Source organism: Knoellia pratensis, from assembly GCF_042666395.1.
GTDB classification, from domain to species: domain Bacteria; phylum Actinomycetota; class Actinomycetes; order Actinomycetales; family Dermatophilaceae; genus Knoellia; species Knoellia pratensis.
This window is the reverse complement of the sequence record NZ_JBHTDJ010000001.1, coordinates 1,224,269-1,239,208: the sequence shown is the minus strand read 5'-3', so window position 1 is coordinate 1,239,208 and position 14,940 is coordinate 1,224,269. Positions and strand designations below refer to the sequence as shown.

The 14,940-nt window shown below is 68.5% G+C and carries 14 protein-coding genes and 1 riboswitch; of the genes, 5 read left to right on the top strand and 9 right to left on the bottom strand.

Annotation, left to right across the window (positions count from 1 at the left end; all coding sequences use genetic code 11):
* Position 1: 1 nt before the first annotated feature.
* Positions 2 to 156, bottom strand: a riboswitch (cyclic di-AMP (ydaO/yuaA leader).
* 197 nt (positions 157 to 353) lie between these two features.
* The 3 genes from ACFQRE_RS05975 to ACFQRE_RS05965 all read right to left on the bottom strand — a co-directional run bounded on the left by ACFQRE_RS05975 (position 354) and on the right by ACFQRE_RS05965 (position 3,274).
* Positions 354 to 1,196 (bottom strand): hypothetical protein, encoded by an 843-nt coding sequence (locus ACFQRE_RS05975; protein ID WP_380119931.1) that lies wholly within the window; start codon positions 1,194 to 1,196, stop codon positions 354 to 356.
* Between the two features lie 119 nt (positions 1,197 to 1,315).
* Positions 1,316 to 2,023 carry a metal-dependent transcriptional regulator gene (locus ACFQRE_RS05970; protein WP_380119929.1) on the bottom strand — a complete coding sequence of 236 codons (708 nt, stop codon included), beginning with the start codon at positions 2,021 to 2,023 and terminating at the stop codon, positions 1,316 to 1,318.
* Positions 2,024 to 2,038: 15 nt separating this feature from the next.
* Positions 2,039 to 3,274, bottom strand: coding sequence for an MFS transporter (locus tag ACFQRE_RS05965; RefSeq protein ID WP_380119927.1), 1,236 nt, complete (start codon positions 3,272 to 3,274; stop codon positions 2,039 to 2,041).
* 133 nt (positions 3,275 to 3,407) lie between these two features.
* Between ACFQRE_RS05965 and ACFQRE_RS05960 the strand changes: the two genes are divergently transcribed.
* From ACFQRE_RS05960 to ACFQRE_RS05950, 3 genes are all read left to right on the top strand, one after another.
* Complete coding sequence (locus tag ACFQRE_RS05960; protein WP_380119925.1) at positions 3,408 to 4,556, top strand: citrate synthase 2; 1,149 nt, start codon at positions 3,408 to 3,410, stop codon at positions 4,554 to 4,556.
* A gap of 138 nt (positions 4,557 to 4,694) precedes the next feature.
* Positions 4,695 to 5,819, top strand: a complete 1,125-nt coding sequence (serC, locus tag ACFQRE_RS05955; protein ID WP_380119923.1) for a phosphoserine transaminase — start codon at positions 4,695 to 4,697, stop codon at positions 5,817 to 5,819.
* Positions 5,820 to 6,068: 249 nt separating this feature from the next.
* Positions 6,069 to 7,385, top strand: a complete 1,317-nt coding sequence (locus ACFQRE_RS05950) for a KOW motif-containing protein (RefSeq protein ID WP_380119921.1) — start codon at positions 6,069 to 6,071, stop codon at positions 7,383 to 7,385.
* A 230-nt stretch (positions 7,386 to 7,615) separates the two neighbouring features.
* Here ACFQRE_RS05950 and ACFQRE_RS05945 read toward each other — a convergent pair whose 3' ends face one another.
* Together ACFQRE_RS05945 and ACFQRE_RS05940 are read right to left on the bottom strand one after the other, a co-directional pair.
* Entirely contained in the window at positions 7,616 to 8,914 is a 1,299-nt protein-coding gene (locus tag ACFQRE_RS05945) for an MFS transporter (protein WP_380119919.1), read from the bottom strand.
* Entirely contained in the window at positions 8,911 to 9,363 is a 453-nt protein-coding gene (locus tag ACFQRE_RS05940) for a MarR family winged helix-turn-helix transcriptional regulator (RefSeq protein ID WP_380119917.1), read from the bottom strand. Before ACFQRE_RS05940 ends, ACFQRE_RS05945 begins: the two co-directional genes overlap by 4 nt.
* 119 nt (positions 9,364 to 9,482) lie before the next feature.
* On the opposite strand from ACFQRE_RS05940, the gene ACFQRE_RS05935 reads away from it, so the two are divergent.
* Positions 9,483 to 10,967 (top strand): NCS2 family permease, encoded by a 1,485-nt coding sequence (locus tag ACFQRE_RS05935; RefSeq protein ID WP_380119914.1) that lies wholly within the window; start codon positions 9,483 to 9,485, stop codon positions 10,965 to 10,967.
* A 90-nt stretch (positions 10,968 to 11,057) separates the two neighbouring features.
* On the opposite strand, the gene ACFQRE_RS05930 is transcribed toward ACFQRE_RS05935, so the two are convergent.
* From ACFQRE_RS05930 to ACFQRE_RS05920, 3 genes are read right to left on the bottom strand one after another with little or no spacing between them, the layout of a single operon-like run.
* On the bottom strand, positions 11,058 to 11,336 hold the full coding sequence (locus ACFQRE_RS05930) for a DUF2530 domain-containing protein (protein WP_380119912.1): 279 nt from the start codon (positions 11,334 to 11,336) through the stop codon (positions 11,058 to 11,060).
* A gap of 6 nt (positions 11,337 to 11,342) precedes the next feature.
* Positions 11,343 to 12,080 carry a DUF3027 domain-containing protein gene (locus ACFQRE_RS05925; protein ID WP_380119910.1) on the bottom strand — a complete coding sequence of 246 codons (738 nt, stop codon included), beginning with the start codon at positions 12,078 to 12,080 and terminating at the stop codon, positions 11,343 to 11,345.
* Complete coding sequence (locus ACFQRE_RS05920; protein WP_380119908.1) at positions 12,080 to 12,484, bottom strand: cold-shock protein; 405 nt, start codon at positions 12,482 to 12,484, stop codon at positions 12,080 to 12,082. Before ACFQRE_RS05920 ends, ACFQRE_RS05925 begins: the two co-directional genes overlap by 1 nt.
* A 231-nt stretch (positions 12,485 to 12,715) precedes the next feature.
* Between ACFQRE_RS05920 and ACFQRE_RS05915 the strand changes: the two genes are divergently transcribed.
* Entirely contained in the window at positions 12,716 to 13,984 is a 1,269-nt protein-coding gene (locus ACFQRE_RS05915; RefSeq protein WP_380119906.1) for an MFS transporter, read from the top strand.
* On the opposite strand, the gene ACFQRE_RS05910 is transcribed toward ACFQRE_RS05915, so the two are convergent.
* Complete coding sequence (locus tag ACFQRE_RS05910; RefSeq protein WP_380119904.1) at positions 13,971 to 14,891, bottom strand: aldose 1-epimerase family protein; 921 nt, start codon at positions 14,889 to 14,891, stop codon at positions 13,971 to 13,973. The two genes, ACFQRE_RS05915 and ACFQRE_RS05910, sit on opposite strands and share 14 nt — an antisense overlap.
* Positions 14,892 to 14,940 lie beyond the last annotated feature (49 nt).

The following is a 14,940-nucleotide window of genomic DNA, read 5'->3' as shown; positions in this document are numbered from 1 at the left end:
GTGAACCTCTCGATGCCTGCGGGGTGAGCTGTCGGGTTCGGGCGAAGAGGTTCTGCCCGGCCAGTCGGAACTGACTTAACCCCAAGGAGCAACCGTTGGTTGCCCCAAAATTGGGTCCCCCGCTCCTGTCAAGCGGATTGCGTGCAGTCGACGACGGTGACAGGACTCGGCAATCCGTCTCGACAACTCACCCCAGGGGAGGACGAGTCGGGGCAACGGTACCCAACCCTTGGACCAAAGTCACGTTTGGGTCACGGCAAGTCCATCACCGGCTGCGACACGACGGTCCACAGGAATGACTGAGGGCGAGAAACCTCAGGTTTCCCGCCCTCAGTCAACGCTGCCGACTCGGGTCACTCGACCGAGATGTGCACGTGGTCGTAGTGGTTGGCCGTGACCGAGCCGCGGTCTTCCATCGACCGCCAGCTCGAGGCACCGGCCAGCCAGATGCGCTGCTTCCAGATCACGTAGGTGATGTCGAGCTCCCCCATGTGGTTGATGGCCCACTGGGCGACGGCGTCGCCCGTGGAGCCGGCCACCATGACGTCAACGGCCTTGCCGCTGCCGTGGTCGCCGGCGCCGGCGCGATAGCCACCGATGTTGGTGATGCCGAAGTTGGAGCGAACCGCTGAGCAGACCGTGGACGCGTTGCCGCCCAACCCCTTGGCGCTGCACCAGCCGACGTAAGCACCCGACCCCACACCCGAGGGCACGGACTTGGTCGAGGACGACGAGGACGAGGACGAGGACGAGGAGGACGACTGCTTGTCCGAGGACTTCGCGGTGGGCTTCCCGGGGGTCTCATCGGCCACCGGCTCAGGCTTCGGCGCGGGCTTGGCCACGGCGGTGACGCCTGCAGGCCCGGCGGAGACCTTGACGCTCTCGGCCGCAGCCGGGGCAGTCACAGCGAGACCGGCCTTGGCCAAGGGCGCACGGCCAGTGCTGCGCGACGTGCCAACTGCGGCGTCGGTGCGGTCGCGGGCGACCAGGGCAGAGGTCTGACCGGAGAGCTCGACCTGACTGGGTTCGGCCTGAACGGGGATCGCGACGGCTGCGGCGACGCTGGTGGCGAGGCCGAGGCCAACCAAACTCTTGACCATGGTGGGCCGGGAGAGTGAGGAGAGGGCGGGGAAGTCAGGGAGTCGGCTGCGCTTGTGAGCGCGGCGGCGACCGGAACGGGTGTCAGGGGAAATCACGAACGAGAACCTCTCGGTGGATCAGGGAGTAACCCACCGTAACGGTGCGATCACGCAAAGTCACATTCCGGTAACGGCGCAAGCGTGTCCACGGGGTCGCGCCGTGCTCGGTCCAGCGCTCAGACGGGTGCGACGGCCCGAGCCACGAAGACATGTGAGGCGATGTCGTCGGGCAGCGAGACACCGGTCGACTCGTCCGTGCCGGCGAGCGCGGCAATGACGCGTCCTCCCTCACGGCGAACCACCGCAAGCTGACCCGGAAGGAGCCCGGCCGCAGTGATGAGCCCCAGGGCCTCGTGATCCTCCTGAGCCGGCTCCCCGATGCGCCGCACCGTCACGGTGACAGGCTCCGTCACAGCGACCTCGCTCAGCGTCGACAGGCCGAGGCGGAAGTCCTCACCCAGCGCCTCACCGAACTCGTCGAGCCCCGGGATGGGGTTGCCGTAGGGCGACTCGGCGTGATCGGCGAGCATCGCGAGGATCTTGACCTCGACGCGGTCGGACATGACGTGCTCCCACCGACAGGCCTCCTCGTGGACGTACTCCCACTCGAGACCGATGACGTCCACGAGGAGTCGCTCGGCGATGCGGTGCTTGCGCATGACCCGCGTCGCGAGGCGGCGACCCTCGACGGACAGCTCGATGTGACGGTCACCCGCAACGGCGAGCAGTCCGTCGCGCTCCATGCGCGCCACCGTCTGCGACACGGTGGGTCCGGAATGGCCCAGTCGCTCGGCGATCCGGGCACGCAGCGGGGTGATGCCTTCTTCTTCAAGTTCGAAGACGGTGCGGAGATACATCTCCGTGGTGTCGATGAGATCGGTCACGACGTCAGTCTCTCATCACGGGCGGACAGGCCGGACCGCTGCGCGGCGCGGGTCGTATGCCGGGAGCCACCGTGCCAGCCACGGCGCACCTCCCAGCACGAGCAGGCCGAGAACAACGCAGGCGACGCCCAGGCTGGCAATGACCGTGACGCCACTGACGAGGAGGGGCGCGCCGTTCTGGCCGATGAGCGAGAGGAATCTCCACGCCGACAGGAACTGCGCTCGACCGACGACCGGAGCGGCGTCGGCACCGAGGGTCTGGACGATGCCGGAGCCCAGACCGTTGCCGATCCCCATGAGGGTCGAGACAGCGGCGACCGCCGCGAAGCCGTGAGAGAGCGGGAGCAGCACCATCCCGACCCCGAGCACGACGAGGAAGGGCACGGCGACCCACACGCGACCGAACCGATCCATCACCGAGCCCGCCGGATAGAAGAGGAGGACCTCCGCTCCCCCGGCGATGCCGAAGATCAGCGCCGTCTGGCTGTCCGTGATCCCGACCGACTCGGCCCACAGCGGCACGATGACGAACCGCCCCTGGCGCGCGGCCCCGATGAGCAGAACACCCACGCCGATCGTCATCAGCACACGCCGGTGATCCCGGACCACCTCAATCAGCCTGACCCGATCGCCCGCCCCACCACGGCCGTCCGCACCCGAGGTCGCCTGATCCCCCACGTCATCGGCGTCCCGCAGACCGAACCACGCCCAGACCGCAGCCGACAGACCGGCGACGACAGCGACGGCATACGCCGCCTGGGTTCCCCACACGTGGATGATCGGGGCCGCGACGAAGGGACCAACGAACAGGCCGACGCGCTGCACCCCACCCATCGTCGACATGGCACGGGCCCGGATGCGCACCGGGGCGCGAGCGGTGAGCCACGACTGGCGGGCCAACAGGAACACCGAACCCGTCATCCCCATGAGGCCGATGGCGACGCCCAAGGTCCACAGGTTCGGGGCGAACACCGCGAGCGCGGCACCCACGGCGTCGACGACTGCGGCTCCGGCGAGGGCACGGCGCTCCCCGACGCGCGCCACGAGCGAGCCCGCGGGCAGGGACGAGACAAAGGCCGCGACGCCCTCGATGAGGACGAACGCCGCCGCGAGGGCGATGCTCGCGCCGAGGTTGCGGGCACTCAGCGCCACGACCGGGACCGATGCACCGACCCCGACCGACCAGACCGCGGTGGGCCCGAACGCCGGCAACGCGATGCGCCGGAGCGAGAAATCGTCGGCGGATGGCACGCAGCCAACCCTGACACGTAGGTTGGGAGCAACTGTGGATCGCCCATCGATCCGACCGCACGGCCCACCGCACCGTCTGCCGGGATGCACAATGTTGCTGCCCGACACCGGAAGAACCGAGACGAGGGAACTTGTGACTTCGCAGTCCCAGCCCGCACAGCCCACCGCTGCCCCGAGCGCGACCCCGGATCCTGACTTCCGGCCCGGCCTCGAAGGCGTCATCGCGTTCGAGTCGACCATCGCCGAACCCGACAAGGAAGGCGGCGCGCTGCGATATCGCGGCGTCGACATCAAGGACCTCGTCGGACGTGTCAGCTTCGGACAGGTCTGGGGGCTGCTCGTCGACAACGAGTTCGATCCGGGCCTCCCGCCCGCCGAGCCCTTCCCGCTTCCTGTCCACACCGGTGACATCCGCGTCGACGTCCAGTCCTCGCTGGCCCAGCTCGCTCCGGTCTGGGGCTTCAAGCCGCTCCTCGACATCGACGCAGAAGAGGCTCGCGACAACCTTGCTCGCGCCTCGGTCATGGCGCTGTCGTTCATCGGCCAGTCCGCCCACGGGCAGACGTCGCCGATGGTGCCGCAGAAGCGGGTCGACGAGGGTCGCACCATCGTCGAGCGCTTCATGATCCGTTGGCGCGGCGAGCCCGACCCCAAGCACGTCGAGGCCATTGACGCCTACTTCATCTCTGCGGCCGAGCACGGCATGAACGCCTCGACGTTCACCGCCCGCGTCATCGCCTCGACCGGCGCCGACGTCGCTGCGTGCCTCTCGGGTGCCATCGGTGCGCTCTCGGGCCCGCTCCACGGTGGGGCACCGTCGCGCGCCCAGCACATGATCGAGGGCGTCGAGCGCACGGGTGACGCAACGGCATACGTCGCTGGTGTTCTCGATCGCGGCGAGCGCCTCATGGGCTTCGGTCACCGCGTCTACCGCGCCTACGACCCTCGCGCCGCTGTCCTGCGCGACACGTGCAAGCGCCTCGGCGCCCCCCGCTACGAGGTCGCCGCCGAACTCGAGAAGGCCGCCATCGCAGCCCTGGCCGAGCGCCACCCCGAGCGGGTCATGGAGACCAACGTCGACTACTGGGCGGCCGTGCTCCTCGACTTCGCCCAGGTCCCCGGCGACATGATGACGCCGCTGTTCGTCGCCGCTCGCACGGCCGGCTGGTCGGCGCACATCCTCGAGCAGAAGCAGACCGGTCGCCTCATCCGCCCGAGCTCGCGCTACATCGGCGAGCCGACCCGAGGCATCGAGTCGGTCAAGGGCTACCGCCAGACCTGAACCCGCTCAGCCCACGTGACGGCACGGCATACCGAATCTCTCTGGGTATGCCGTGCTGCTCGCTGTGCCGAGCCGGTCACCTCGTCCGGTGGGTGAACTCACACCAGAGCACTCACCGGCGTGCGGGAGGATGGACCGGTGACTGACGCCGCCATCACCATCCCATCCGACCTCCTTCCCGCAGACGGCCGCTTCGGCTCCGGACCCTCCAAGGTCCGCCCCGAGCAGGTCGAGTTCCTCGCCTCGCTGGGCTCCACCGTCCTGGGCACGTCCCACCGCCAGGCCCCTGTCAAGAACCTCGTGAAGTCGGTGCGCAGCGGCCTCGCCGACCTGTTCTCGATCCCCGAGGGCTACGAGGTCATCCTCGGCAACGGTGGCGCGACCGCGTTCTGGGACATCGCCGCTTTCGGCCTCGTCCGCGAGCGCGCGCAGCACCTCGCCTTCGGTGAGTTCTCGAGCAAGTTCGGTGCGGTGACCAACAACGCGCCGTTCCTCGGTGAGTCCTCGATCATCAAGAGCGACCCGGGCACCCGCCCTGTTGCCGTTGCCGAGGACGGCGTCGACGTCTACGCATGGGCTCACAACGAGACGAGCACCGGTGTCATGACCGACGTTCGCCGCGTCGAGGGTGCAGCCGACGACGCCCTCGTCCTCATCGACGCCACGTCCGGCGCCGGCGGTCTGCCCGTCGATGTGTCGCAGACCGACGTCTACTACTTCGGTCCGCAGAAGTGCTTCGCCGCCGACGGTGGGCTCTGGCTCGCGCTGTTCTCCCCCGCCGCGCTCGCTCGCGTCGACGAGATCACGGCGTCCGGCCGCTGGGTCCCCGACTTCTTCAGCCTCCCGACGGCCATCGACAACAGCCGCAAGGACCAGACCTACAACACCCCGGCCGTCGGCACCCTCGCGCTGCTCGACAACCAGGTGCAGTGGATCAACGGTCAGGGTGGCCTCGACTGGGCCACGGCGCGCACGGCTGACTCGTCGGGCCGGCTCCATGCCTGGGTTGAGTCGGTCGACTACGCCTCGCCGTATGTCGCTGACCCCGCCGCTCGCAGCCAGGTCGTCACGACGATCGACTTCGACGACGCGGTCGACGCCTCCGTCATCGCTGCCACGTTGCGTGCGCATGGCGTCGTCGACGTCGAGCCCTACCGCAAGCTCGGCCGCAACCAGCTCCGTGTCGCGACCTTCCCGGCCGTCGACCCCGAGGACGTCAGCAAGCTCATCGCGTGCATCGAGCACGTGGTCGCGGCTCTCTGACCACTACGCACAGTTGTCTCTGATGGCGCCCGACTCCCACATGGAGCCGGGCGCCATCGCATGCAGCGACCCCGAGTTCCACTGATTGCCCCACCGCGCGCCCCCACTACCCAACTGATTGCCCCGCCCGCGCGATGGGGCAGTCAGTTGGCCTGTGTGGGGTGTCTCACGGATAGTCTCCCGCTCGAGGGTTCCTCCGGGTAACCTTGGCGCTGCGCCAACGACGGCGCAAGCGGAAGGAGAGCCGACATGGGCGTTGGTCACCAGCGGGCAGCACTTGCTGCTCTGCGCACCACCACCGGACGACGCGTCATCGGAGTCCTCGCGGCCCTGGCGGTGACCTCGACCGGTGTCGCTGCAGTAGCCGCGACTGACAACAACACCCAGACCCGCCCTCGCATCGTCGTTCCGCCCGTCGCCGTCGAACAGGCCGGCGGAGTCTCCTCCCTCCCGGCCCTGCCCGCTCTGCCCGCCCTGGACCTGCCCAACCCCAACGCGTCGATCCCGCCCGAGCTGACCACTCCCGCCGAGCCGCAGACCTGGGGTCTGTCGAGCATCGCGAGCGGCATCCCGGCACAGGCCCTCGCGGCATACCAGACCGCGCAGCGCCTCCTCGCCTCCGCCGACCCCGGCTGCAAGATCGACTGGGCCCTCCTCGCCGGCATCGGCAAGGTCGAGAGCGACCACGGACGCTGGGGCCGCAACCTGCTCGACGCCAGTGGCACCGCCGTGCCCGGCATCTTCGGCATCCCGCTCACCGGTTCTGGCGTTGCTCGCATCACCGACACCGACGGTGGACGCTACGACCGCGACGTCATCTTCGACCGCGCCGTGGGTCCGATGCAGTTCATCCCCGGCACCTGGAAGTCCGTCGGCGCCGACGGCAACGGTGACGGCAGGCGCGACCCCCAGAACGTGGCCGATGCCGCGACCGCCGCCGGGATCTACCTCTGCTCCGGCTCGGGCGACCTCACCCAGCCGAGCGACCTCACCCGCGCGGTCCTGCGCTACAACCACTCGATGGACTACGTCGCCAAGGTGACGAGCATCGCGGCGTCCTACCGCGCCGGCCACAGCGTTGTTCCCGCGACCGCCCTGCCCCCGGGCTACGGCGACCAGGCGCCCTACCTTCCCCCGGCCGGCGCCGCCCCCGGACCTGGCGCGAGCGCCACGCCGAGCGGGACCGCAACTCCGGCTCCGGGTGCGTCAACGGCGCCAAAGCCGGCACCGAGCACCAAGCCCAATTCGCCCGCGCAGCAGGCACCCAAGCCGGGCGCAACGACCGCACCACCCAAGCCACCCACGGCTCCGAAGCCCGTCCCGGCAATCCCCGTGCCCTTGCCCAAGGTCACGGCGACGCCCCTGCCGTCGACGACGGTGACGGTCGACCCCGACCCGTTCTCCCCCGGTGACACGGTGAAGATCACGGCAGGCCAGTACCTCGGCCTGTCCGCCAAGATCCTCAAGGTCGACACGGTCAAGAACACCGTGACCGTCGAGGTCGTCGTGCTCGGCGTGAAGCTCCCGGTCGTCCTGCCCTACAGCAGCGTCCAGCTGCTTCCGTAGTACCCCAGGAGGACCGCACTCACCGGACGATGACGCCCACGGGCGAAACGATGGTGAGCATTGTGGGATGCGCGCGTTTGCGACGAAGGAGCAACTGAGCGTGCATCGCACAATGCTCACCATCGCAAGCGGTGCGCTGGTCAGCGGTCAGGTGAGGACGGCATACGCGATGGCGACAATGAGGACGATGGCGAGGACGCCGAGTGTCATCCGCCGGCGGAAGCTCGGGGTCATCGCGCGGCCTCGGGCGCAGGCTCGGTGACGATGTCCCGGATCGGGGTCGTCTCGATGGTGATGCGCGGGGAACGCTGCGACTCGTAGCTCACCCGGACATTCTCCTGCCGGGCCAGCCACCACAGGACGACGACCAACGTGGTGCCGATGGCGATCGGCCCAATGGCGATGGTCCAGCGCGGACCCCAGACCTCCCCGATCCAGCCGATGATGGGCGCCCCGATGGGCGTCCCACCCATGAAGATCGCCATGTAGAGCGCCATGACCCGACCGCGCACGAGCGGGTCGGTGCGTAGTTGCACCATGGCGTTGGCCGTGGTCAGGGCGGTGAGGGCCGAGAGTCCGGTGGGTATGAGGGCGAGCGCGAAGAGCGCGTAGGTCGGGGCGAGGGCCGCGGCCGTCGTCGACAGCGTGAACCCGGCGAGGGCAAGGAGCAGGACGCGCAGCCGAGGTTCGCCGCGCCGGGCGCTGAGCAGGGCTGCCGTGAGCGAGCCGACCGCCATGATCGAGCCGAGGATGCCGTACTCGGTGGGGCCCTTGTGGAACTCCGCAGTCGCCATGAGCGCCGTGGTCACCTGGAAGTTCATCCCGAAGGTGCCCAGCACGAAGACCAGGAGCATGACGACCTTGAGGTCCGGACGGTTGCGGACGTAGTGGATGCCGTCGCGGATCGCGCCCTTGCCGCGGGTGAGGGGCGAGGGGATGAGCTCGCTGACCCTCAGCAACGACAACGCGACGAGGACGAAGCCGAACGTCAGCACGTTGACGAGGAGAGTCCAACCGGTGCCGTATGCCGCGATCATCAGGCCGGCGACGCCGGGGCCGATGAGCCGGCCACCGTTGAAGGACGCGCTGTTGAGTGCGACCGCGTTGGCGAGCTTGTCGCGCGGGACCATCTCGGAGACGAACGACTGCCGAGCCGGGTTGTCGACCGCGGTGATGACGCCCTGGATGAGGGCGATCGCATAGACCTGATAGAGCGTGGCGACATCCGCCATCACGAGCGCGGCGAGCACGAGGCTGGTGACGAGCAGCAGCGCCTGGGTGATGAGGAGGATCTGACGCTTGGGATAGCGATCGGCGATCGCGCCCGCCCAGGGAGCGAGCAACAGGAAGGGCAGGAACTGAAGGCCGGTGACGATGCCGAGGGCCTGGCTCGAGTGGTCGGTCAGCTCGGTGAGGACGAGCCAGTCCTGGGCGACCCGACCCATCCAGGTGCCGATGTTGGAGACGAAGGAGCCGACGTAGAAGATCCGGTAGTTGCGTTCGGTGAACGAGGTGAAGGTTGGGCTCATTCGGCGGCCACCCGGGTGAGGATCGCGGTGGCGCGCTGCAGGATCGCCTGCTCCTCGGGGTCGAGGTGCGACACGCGGACCGACATCCAGGCGTCGCGCTTGCGGCGGATGTCCTTGAGAACCTGCCTGGCCTGCGGCGTGAGGGTCAGGATGATCTGACGCTTGTCCTTGGGGTCGGGAGCGCGCTCGACATAGCCCAGCTCGACGAGACGGTTGACCGTCCGGGTCATGCTGGGTGCGCTCACCCGCTCGATCTCGGCCAGCTCTCCGGGCGTGCCCGGGGCGTCCTCAAGGCGACACATCGCCGAAAACTGGTGTGGCGCAATGACATCGGTGCTCTCGTAGCGCACTCGGCGCGAGATCCGCATGCAGGCCAACCGAAGTTCACCAGCGAGTGAGGACACCGCGGCAGGCCGCAGGGCGGCATACAAAGATGGTTGTTCACTCATGATACTTAGCCTAACTCATTACCTCTGCTAAGTATTTCCCGATCTCAGTCAGCGAACGCTGTCATGCGCTGCGCGTCGTTCGTATGCTGCCCGCCCCCGCCTGTCGCTAGGGTTCGCGCATGCCGACTGACACCACAGCCGACCCGCGCCAGACCGGGTCCTCCACGATCGACCGCTACTTCAAGATCTCCGAGCGTGGCTCGACGGTCAGCCGGGAGGTGCGTGGCGGGATCGTCACGTTCTTCACGATGGCCTACATCGTCGTGCTCAACCCGCTCATCCTGGGCTTCGCGCCGGACGTCAACGGGGACTTCCTGGGTGGCGGCTCCGGTGATGGGTCCAACCTGCCGGCCATTGCAGCCGGCACGGCGCTCGTCGCCGGACTCCTCACGATCCTCATGGGTGTCGTGGCGAACTTCCCGCTCGCACTGGCGACGGGGCTCGGGCTCAACGCGTTCGTCGCCTTCGCCATCGCGTCCCAGATGACGTGGGCCGACGCGATGGGCCTCGTCGTCCTCGAGGGCGTCATCATCCTCGTGCTCGTGCTCACCGGCTTCCGCACAGCGGTCTTCCACGCCGTGCCAAAGCAGCTCAAGGTCGCCATCTCCGTCGGGATCGGCCTGTTCATCGCCCTCATCGGCTTCGTCGACGCCGGCTTCGTGCGTCGCACCGGCGCCGGTCCCGTCCCCGTGCAGCTCGGCGTCGACGGCTTCCTCGGCGGCTGGCCGACGCTCGTCTTCGTCGTCGGCCTCGTCACGATCATCGTGCTGTGGGTCCGGAAGGTCCGCGGCGCCATCCTCATCGCCATCATCACGACGACCGTCCTCGCGATCGTCATCGAGGCCATTGCCAAGATCGGCCCGATGGTTGCCGGCGACAAGGTCAACCCGACCGGTTGGGGCCTCATCGTCCCGGCGCTGCCGGACAAGATCGTCGACTCCCCCGACCTTGCGACCGTTGGCCAGTTCTCCCTGCTCGGCTCGTTCCAGTCCGTCGGCATCGTGTCGGCCGCCCTGCTCATCTTCACGCTCATGCTCGCCGACTTCTTCGACACCATGGGCACGATGACCGCCATCGGTCACGAGGCCGACCTGCTCGACGAGGACGGCCTGCCGCCCAACACCGACCGCATCCTCATCGTCGACTCCCTCGCCGCCGCTGCTGGTGGCGCCGCGGGTGTCTCGTCGAACACGAGCTACATCGAGTCCGCCTCAGGTGTCGGCGAAGGTGCACGCACCGGCCTCGCGTCAGTCGTCACCGGCCTGCTGTTCCTCGCATCGATGGTCTTTGCACCGCTCGTCCGGGTCATCCCGTCCGAGGCGGCCGTTCCGGCTCTCGTGCTCGTCGGGTTCCTGATGATGCAGCAGGTCAAGGAGATCGACTGGGACGACGTGGAGATCGCCATCCCGGCGTTCCTCACGATCGTGCTCATGCCGTTCACCTACTCGATCACCGCGGGTATCGGCGCCGGCTTCGTCGCCTACGTCCTCATCAAGGTGGTGCGCGGCAAGGCCTCGGCCATCCACCCGCTCATGTGGCTCGTCGCCGGACTCTTCGTCCTCTACTTCGCCATCGACCCCATCAAGGACCTCCTCGGCGTCTAGTCACACCACCGACTTCGTGCCCGAAACGGACACGCTGCGGAGGCCTACGGCCGACAAAGCGTGTCCGTTTCGGGCACGAAGTCGATCTGGTCAGCCGGCGTCGTGGGCGTTGCCGCGGCCGCGACGGACGTACAGGAGCCCGATCGCCCCCAGGACGAACCCGGCCACGCAGGCCCACGGCCACCAGTCCCGCGACCCGGTGTGCAGGGCGGGCACGACGAGCGTCACGAGCAGCGCGACGAGCCACAGACCCAACCCGATCGCGATGATCCGCTGGGTGGGCACCTGCAGCGCCTCGAGCACCTCAGCCTCGGTCTGGCTCTTGGTCGGCCCCTCGGACTCGCTCACGCCGTCCACACCCTCAGTCATGACGAGTCAAACCCGCTCGAGCGCGTTGTCATCGAGCACGATCGGCGCGATCACCTCGGGCTCGGGACCCTGCATGTCCACTTCGGAGTGTGCGCCACACCCGTGGTCAAGACTTACGACGCGACCGTCGGAAGGCGACCAGGCGCTGGCGCACACGCCGAAAAAATCCCGCAGGGCACCTGCCATCGGCACGAAGAAGCCACACGAAGAACAGGGCGCCGGAGCCTTCTGGGCCACTGCCGAGTTGGGGCCACTGTCGCCGTCGTACCAGCGCTGGGCCGCAACCTCGCGACCCTCTGCGGACAGCACGCGCGGCCGGCCGAGGCCGAGCTCCCACTGCGCCATCTGGTCGACGTCCTCGTCGCCCGTGGCCTCGAACCCGGCCACGAGCAGCGGGTCCTCGTCGATCTTGGGGGTGACATCGCCAGGTCCGACATCTCCGGGAGCCAGCCGGTCGGCATACGGAAGCCATTCCGGTGACAACAGCGCACCGTCACCCGGAACGAGGTTCGTCTCGCACACGGTGACGGTCTTGGAGCGCGGCACGCGCGCGACGGTGATCGCCCAGCGCCAGCCGGGGTACGCACCGGCGGTGCACGTGAAGTAGTGCGTCGCGAGGCGGTCCTCGACCATGTCCATGCCGAGGTGGTCACCCACGGTGCCGGACTCGGCGATGGACTCAGCGGCCTCGCGGGCGAGGTCGACAGCAGCGCGCAGGGTGGCGTCAGGCTTGAGCGCCGGCATCAGATCTCGAGGTCGTCAGCGACGGCGCGAAGCACCTGGGCGACCTTCGAGCCGTGGCCCTTGTCGGGGTAGTGGCCGCGACGCAAGGACGCCTGGACGGAGTCGAGGAGGGTGATGACGTCCTCGACGATGACGACCATGTCCTCGGCGGGCTTGCGGTCACGCACCTTGCGGTTGGTCGTGACGCTCGCGGCCGGCTCGAGGAGGCGGACGGACAGCGCCTGAGCGCCGCGTCGACCCTCGACGATGCCGAACTCGATGCGAGCACCGTTCTTGAGCGCGGTCACGCCCTCGGGGAGCGCGCTCGAGGGCACGAAGACGTCGCCGCCCTCGGCGGGATCGTCGGTGGACACGAATCCGAAGCCCTTCTCGGAGTCGTAGAACTTCACCTTGCCAGTCGGCACGGAGCACCTCTGTGTTTGCTGCGGGTGGTCCGGAGTGCGGGCATCGCACCTCCGGGCTAACCAGCACAGGCTATCTCGGACCGGGTATGCCGCGCGCACACCTTTCGTTGTCCGCTCCCCGGCCGCTGGTTCGACTTCTCGCGCAATCCGACGGGAGGAGGGACGCGGGGGACGACGGATTGCGCAATAAGTCGGTTGGGCGGTGTCGGTGGACCCTGCGACAGTTCTCCGGTGAGCACCGCGACCGACCGCCCCAAAGTGAGCCTTCGACAGTTCTGGACGGATCTGCCGACCCCGGGCCGCTGGCTGCTCTCGACCGTCGCGATCCAGACCCTCGGACGTGGTCTGACGCTGCCGTTCACCGTGATCTACATCCACGAGGTCCGCGGCATCAGCCTCGGCACGGCCGGCACCCTGCTCGCCCTCGTCGCCGTCGTCGCGCTGATCGTCACCGGCCCGGGCGGTTCGCTCACCGACCGGATCGGCGCTCGGCGCATGCTCATTGCGGGCACGACCGCCCAGCTCGTCGGGTGCGTGGTCCTCGCCTTTGCGACCAATGTGCCGACGTTCGTCGTGGGCTTCGTGCTGCTCGGGTTCAACTTCGGTGTCTCGTGGCCGGCGTTCAACGCGCTCATCGCCTCGGTGGTGTCCGGCCCCCTGCGCCAGCAGTACTTCGGGGTCAACTTCGCGCTCGTCAACCTCGGCATCGGCCTCGGCGGGGTCGTCGGCGGGATCTTCGTCGACGTCAACGAGCCGATGACCTTCACGCTGATCTTCCTCGCGGACGCGCTGAGCATGCTCGTCCCGATCGGGCTGCTCCTCGGACCCCTGCGCCACGTCCACGGCCGGGCCGAGCGACCCGAGGGCACTCCGACCGTGGGCTACCTCAGCCTGCTGCGGCGACCGCCCGTGCTGTGGCTGACCTTCGTCACGTTCCTGTGCACCTTCATCGGCTACGGGCAGATCGAGTCCGGCTTCCCGGCGTTCTCACGCCAGGTCGGCGAGGTCTCGACCGGCACCATCGGGATGGCGTTCGCGGTCAACACCGTCGTCATCGTCGCGATGCAGTTCACGGTCCTCAAGTTCGTCACCGGCCGGCGCCGCACCCGCGTCCTGCTTGTCATGGTCGCCGTCTGGATCGCTTCCTGGATCGTCCTGTCGGCAGCTGGCATCAGCCCCGCCTCGCTCGGTGCCATGGTCGCTGTCGTGGGTTTCATGGCGGTCTTCGGCTTCGGCGAGATCTTCATGCAGATCGCGATCCCGGCCATCACCAACGACATGGCCGACGACCACATGCGCGGCCGGGCCAACGCGGTCAACGCGGGAGCCTTCCAGGGCGGCGCCATCCTCGGGCCGATCGTCTCGGGCCTGCTGCTCGAGCACGACCTCTCCGGCGTCTTCATCACCGCGATGCTGGCCGGGCTCGTCGTCATGGGCTTCGCGATCTTTGCCCTCGAGCGCCAGCTCACGCCGCTCGAGAACGGCGTCACCTCGGGCTGATGCCCCAGATGCCTGTCCACGTCTCGCCGGGCGCGAGCTCGATCAGTGAGTCCCCCGAGTTGAAGGCGTCCACCGGGCAGCTCATCGGCTCGACAGCGATGCCATGGACCCCGGCCTGGTCGGCCTCTGCCTTGCCCGAGAAGACCTGCCCCCATGGCAGGGACTGGGCCTCTGCCCACACATCGACGACCGGGCGGCCCGGCGTCGCGATCGTGACGGTCCAACGTCCGTCCATGACCTCGAGATCCGTGTATGCCGTGTCGACGTGATGCATTCCGATCGCCCTGCGCTCCCGGAAGTCCGCGTCCGTGCCCTCCACCGGGCTCGTCCGGGTCGGGAGGAGTCGGTCGTCGACCTCGATGTAGGCAGCGCCCGACACGTGCAGCTCGACCTCGCCCACGGGGCCGTCACCGATGGCGATGTAGGGGTGGGCGCCATAGCCGAAGGGTGCGGTCCCCGCTCCGACGTTCGTCACACGGGTCGTGACCGTCAGACCGTCCTGTGCCACGGCATACGTCGTCGCGGACTCGAGGTGCCAGTCCCATCCCGGCTGCGGGAAGAGGCGGTGACCCACCGTGATCGAGGAGTCCGTGCGCTCGGCGAGGTGCCAGGGCGCCCATCGGACGAGGCCGTGACTCGCGTTGCCGAGGTCCACCTCGGTGAGCGGCAACTGGTGCTCGACGCCGGCATGGGAGTAGCGGCCGTCGCGGATGCGGTTGGGCCACGGAATGAGCTGCTGGCCGCGCGCGCTCGTGCACGCACCGTCCGCATCGAAGCCGGCGAGGATGTCGACGCCGTCGCGGGCCCACGTGCGGATCCCGCCGCCGACCTCGACGACCGTCAACTCGTCGGGTCCGGCCGACAGCTGCCACTGCTCGCCGGTGGGTGAGGTCGCGGGTGAGCTCATGTCCGCGAATCTACGCCGGACCGGAGGTGGGCCGTTCGGGACGTACGGT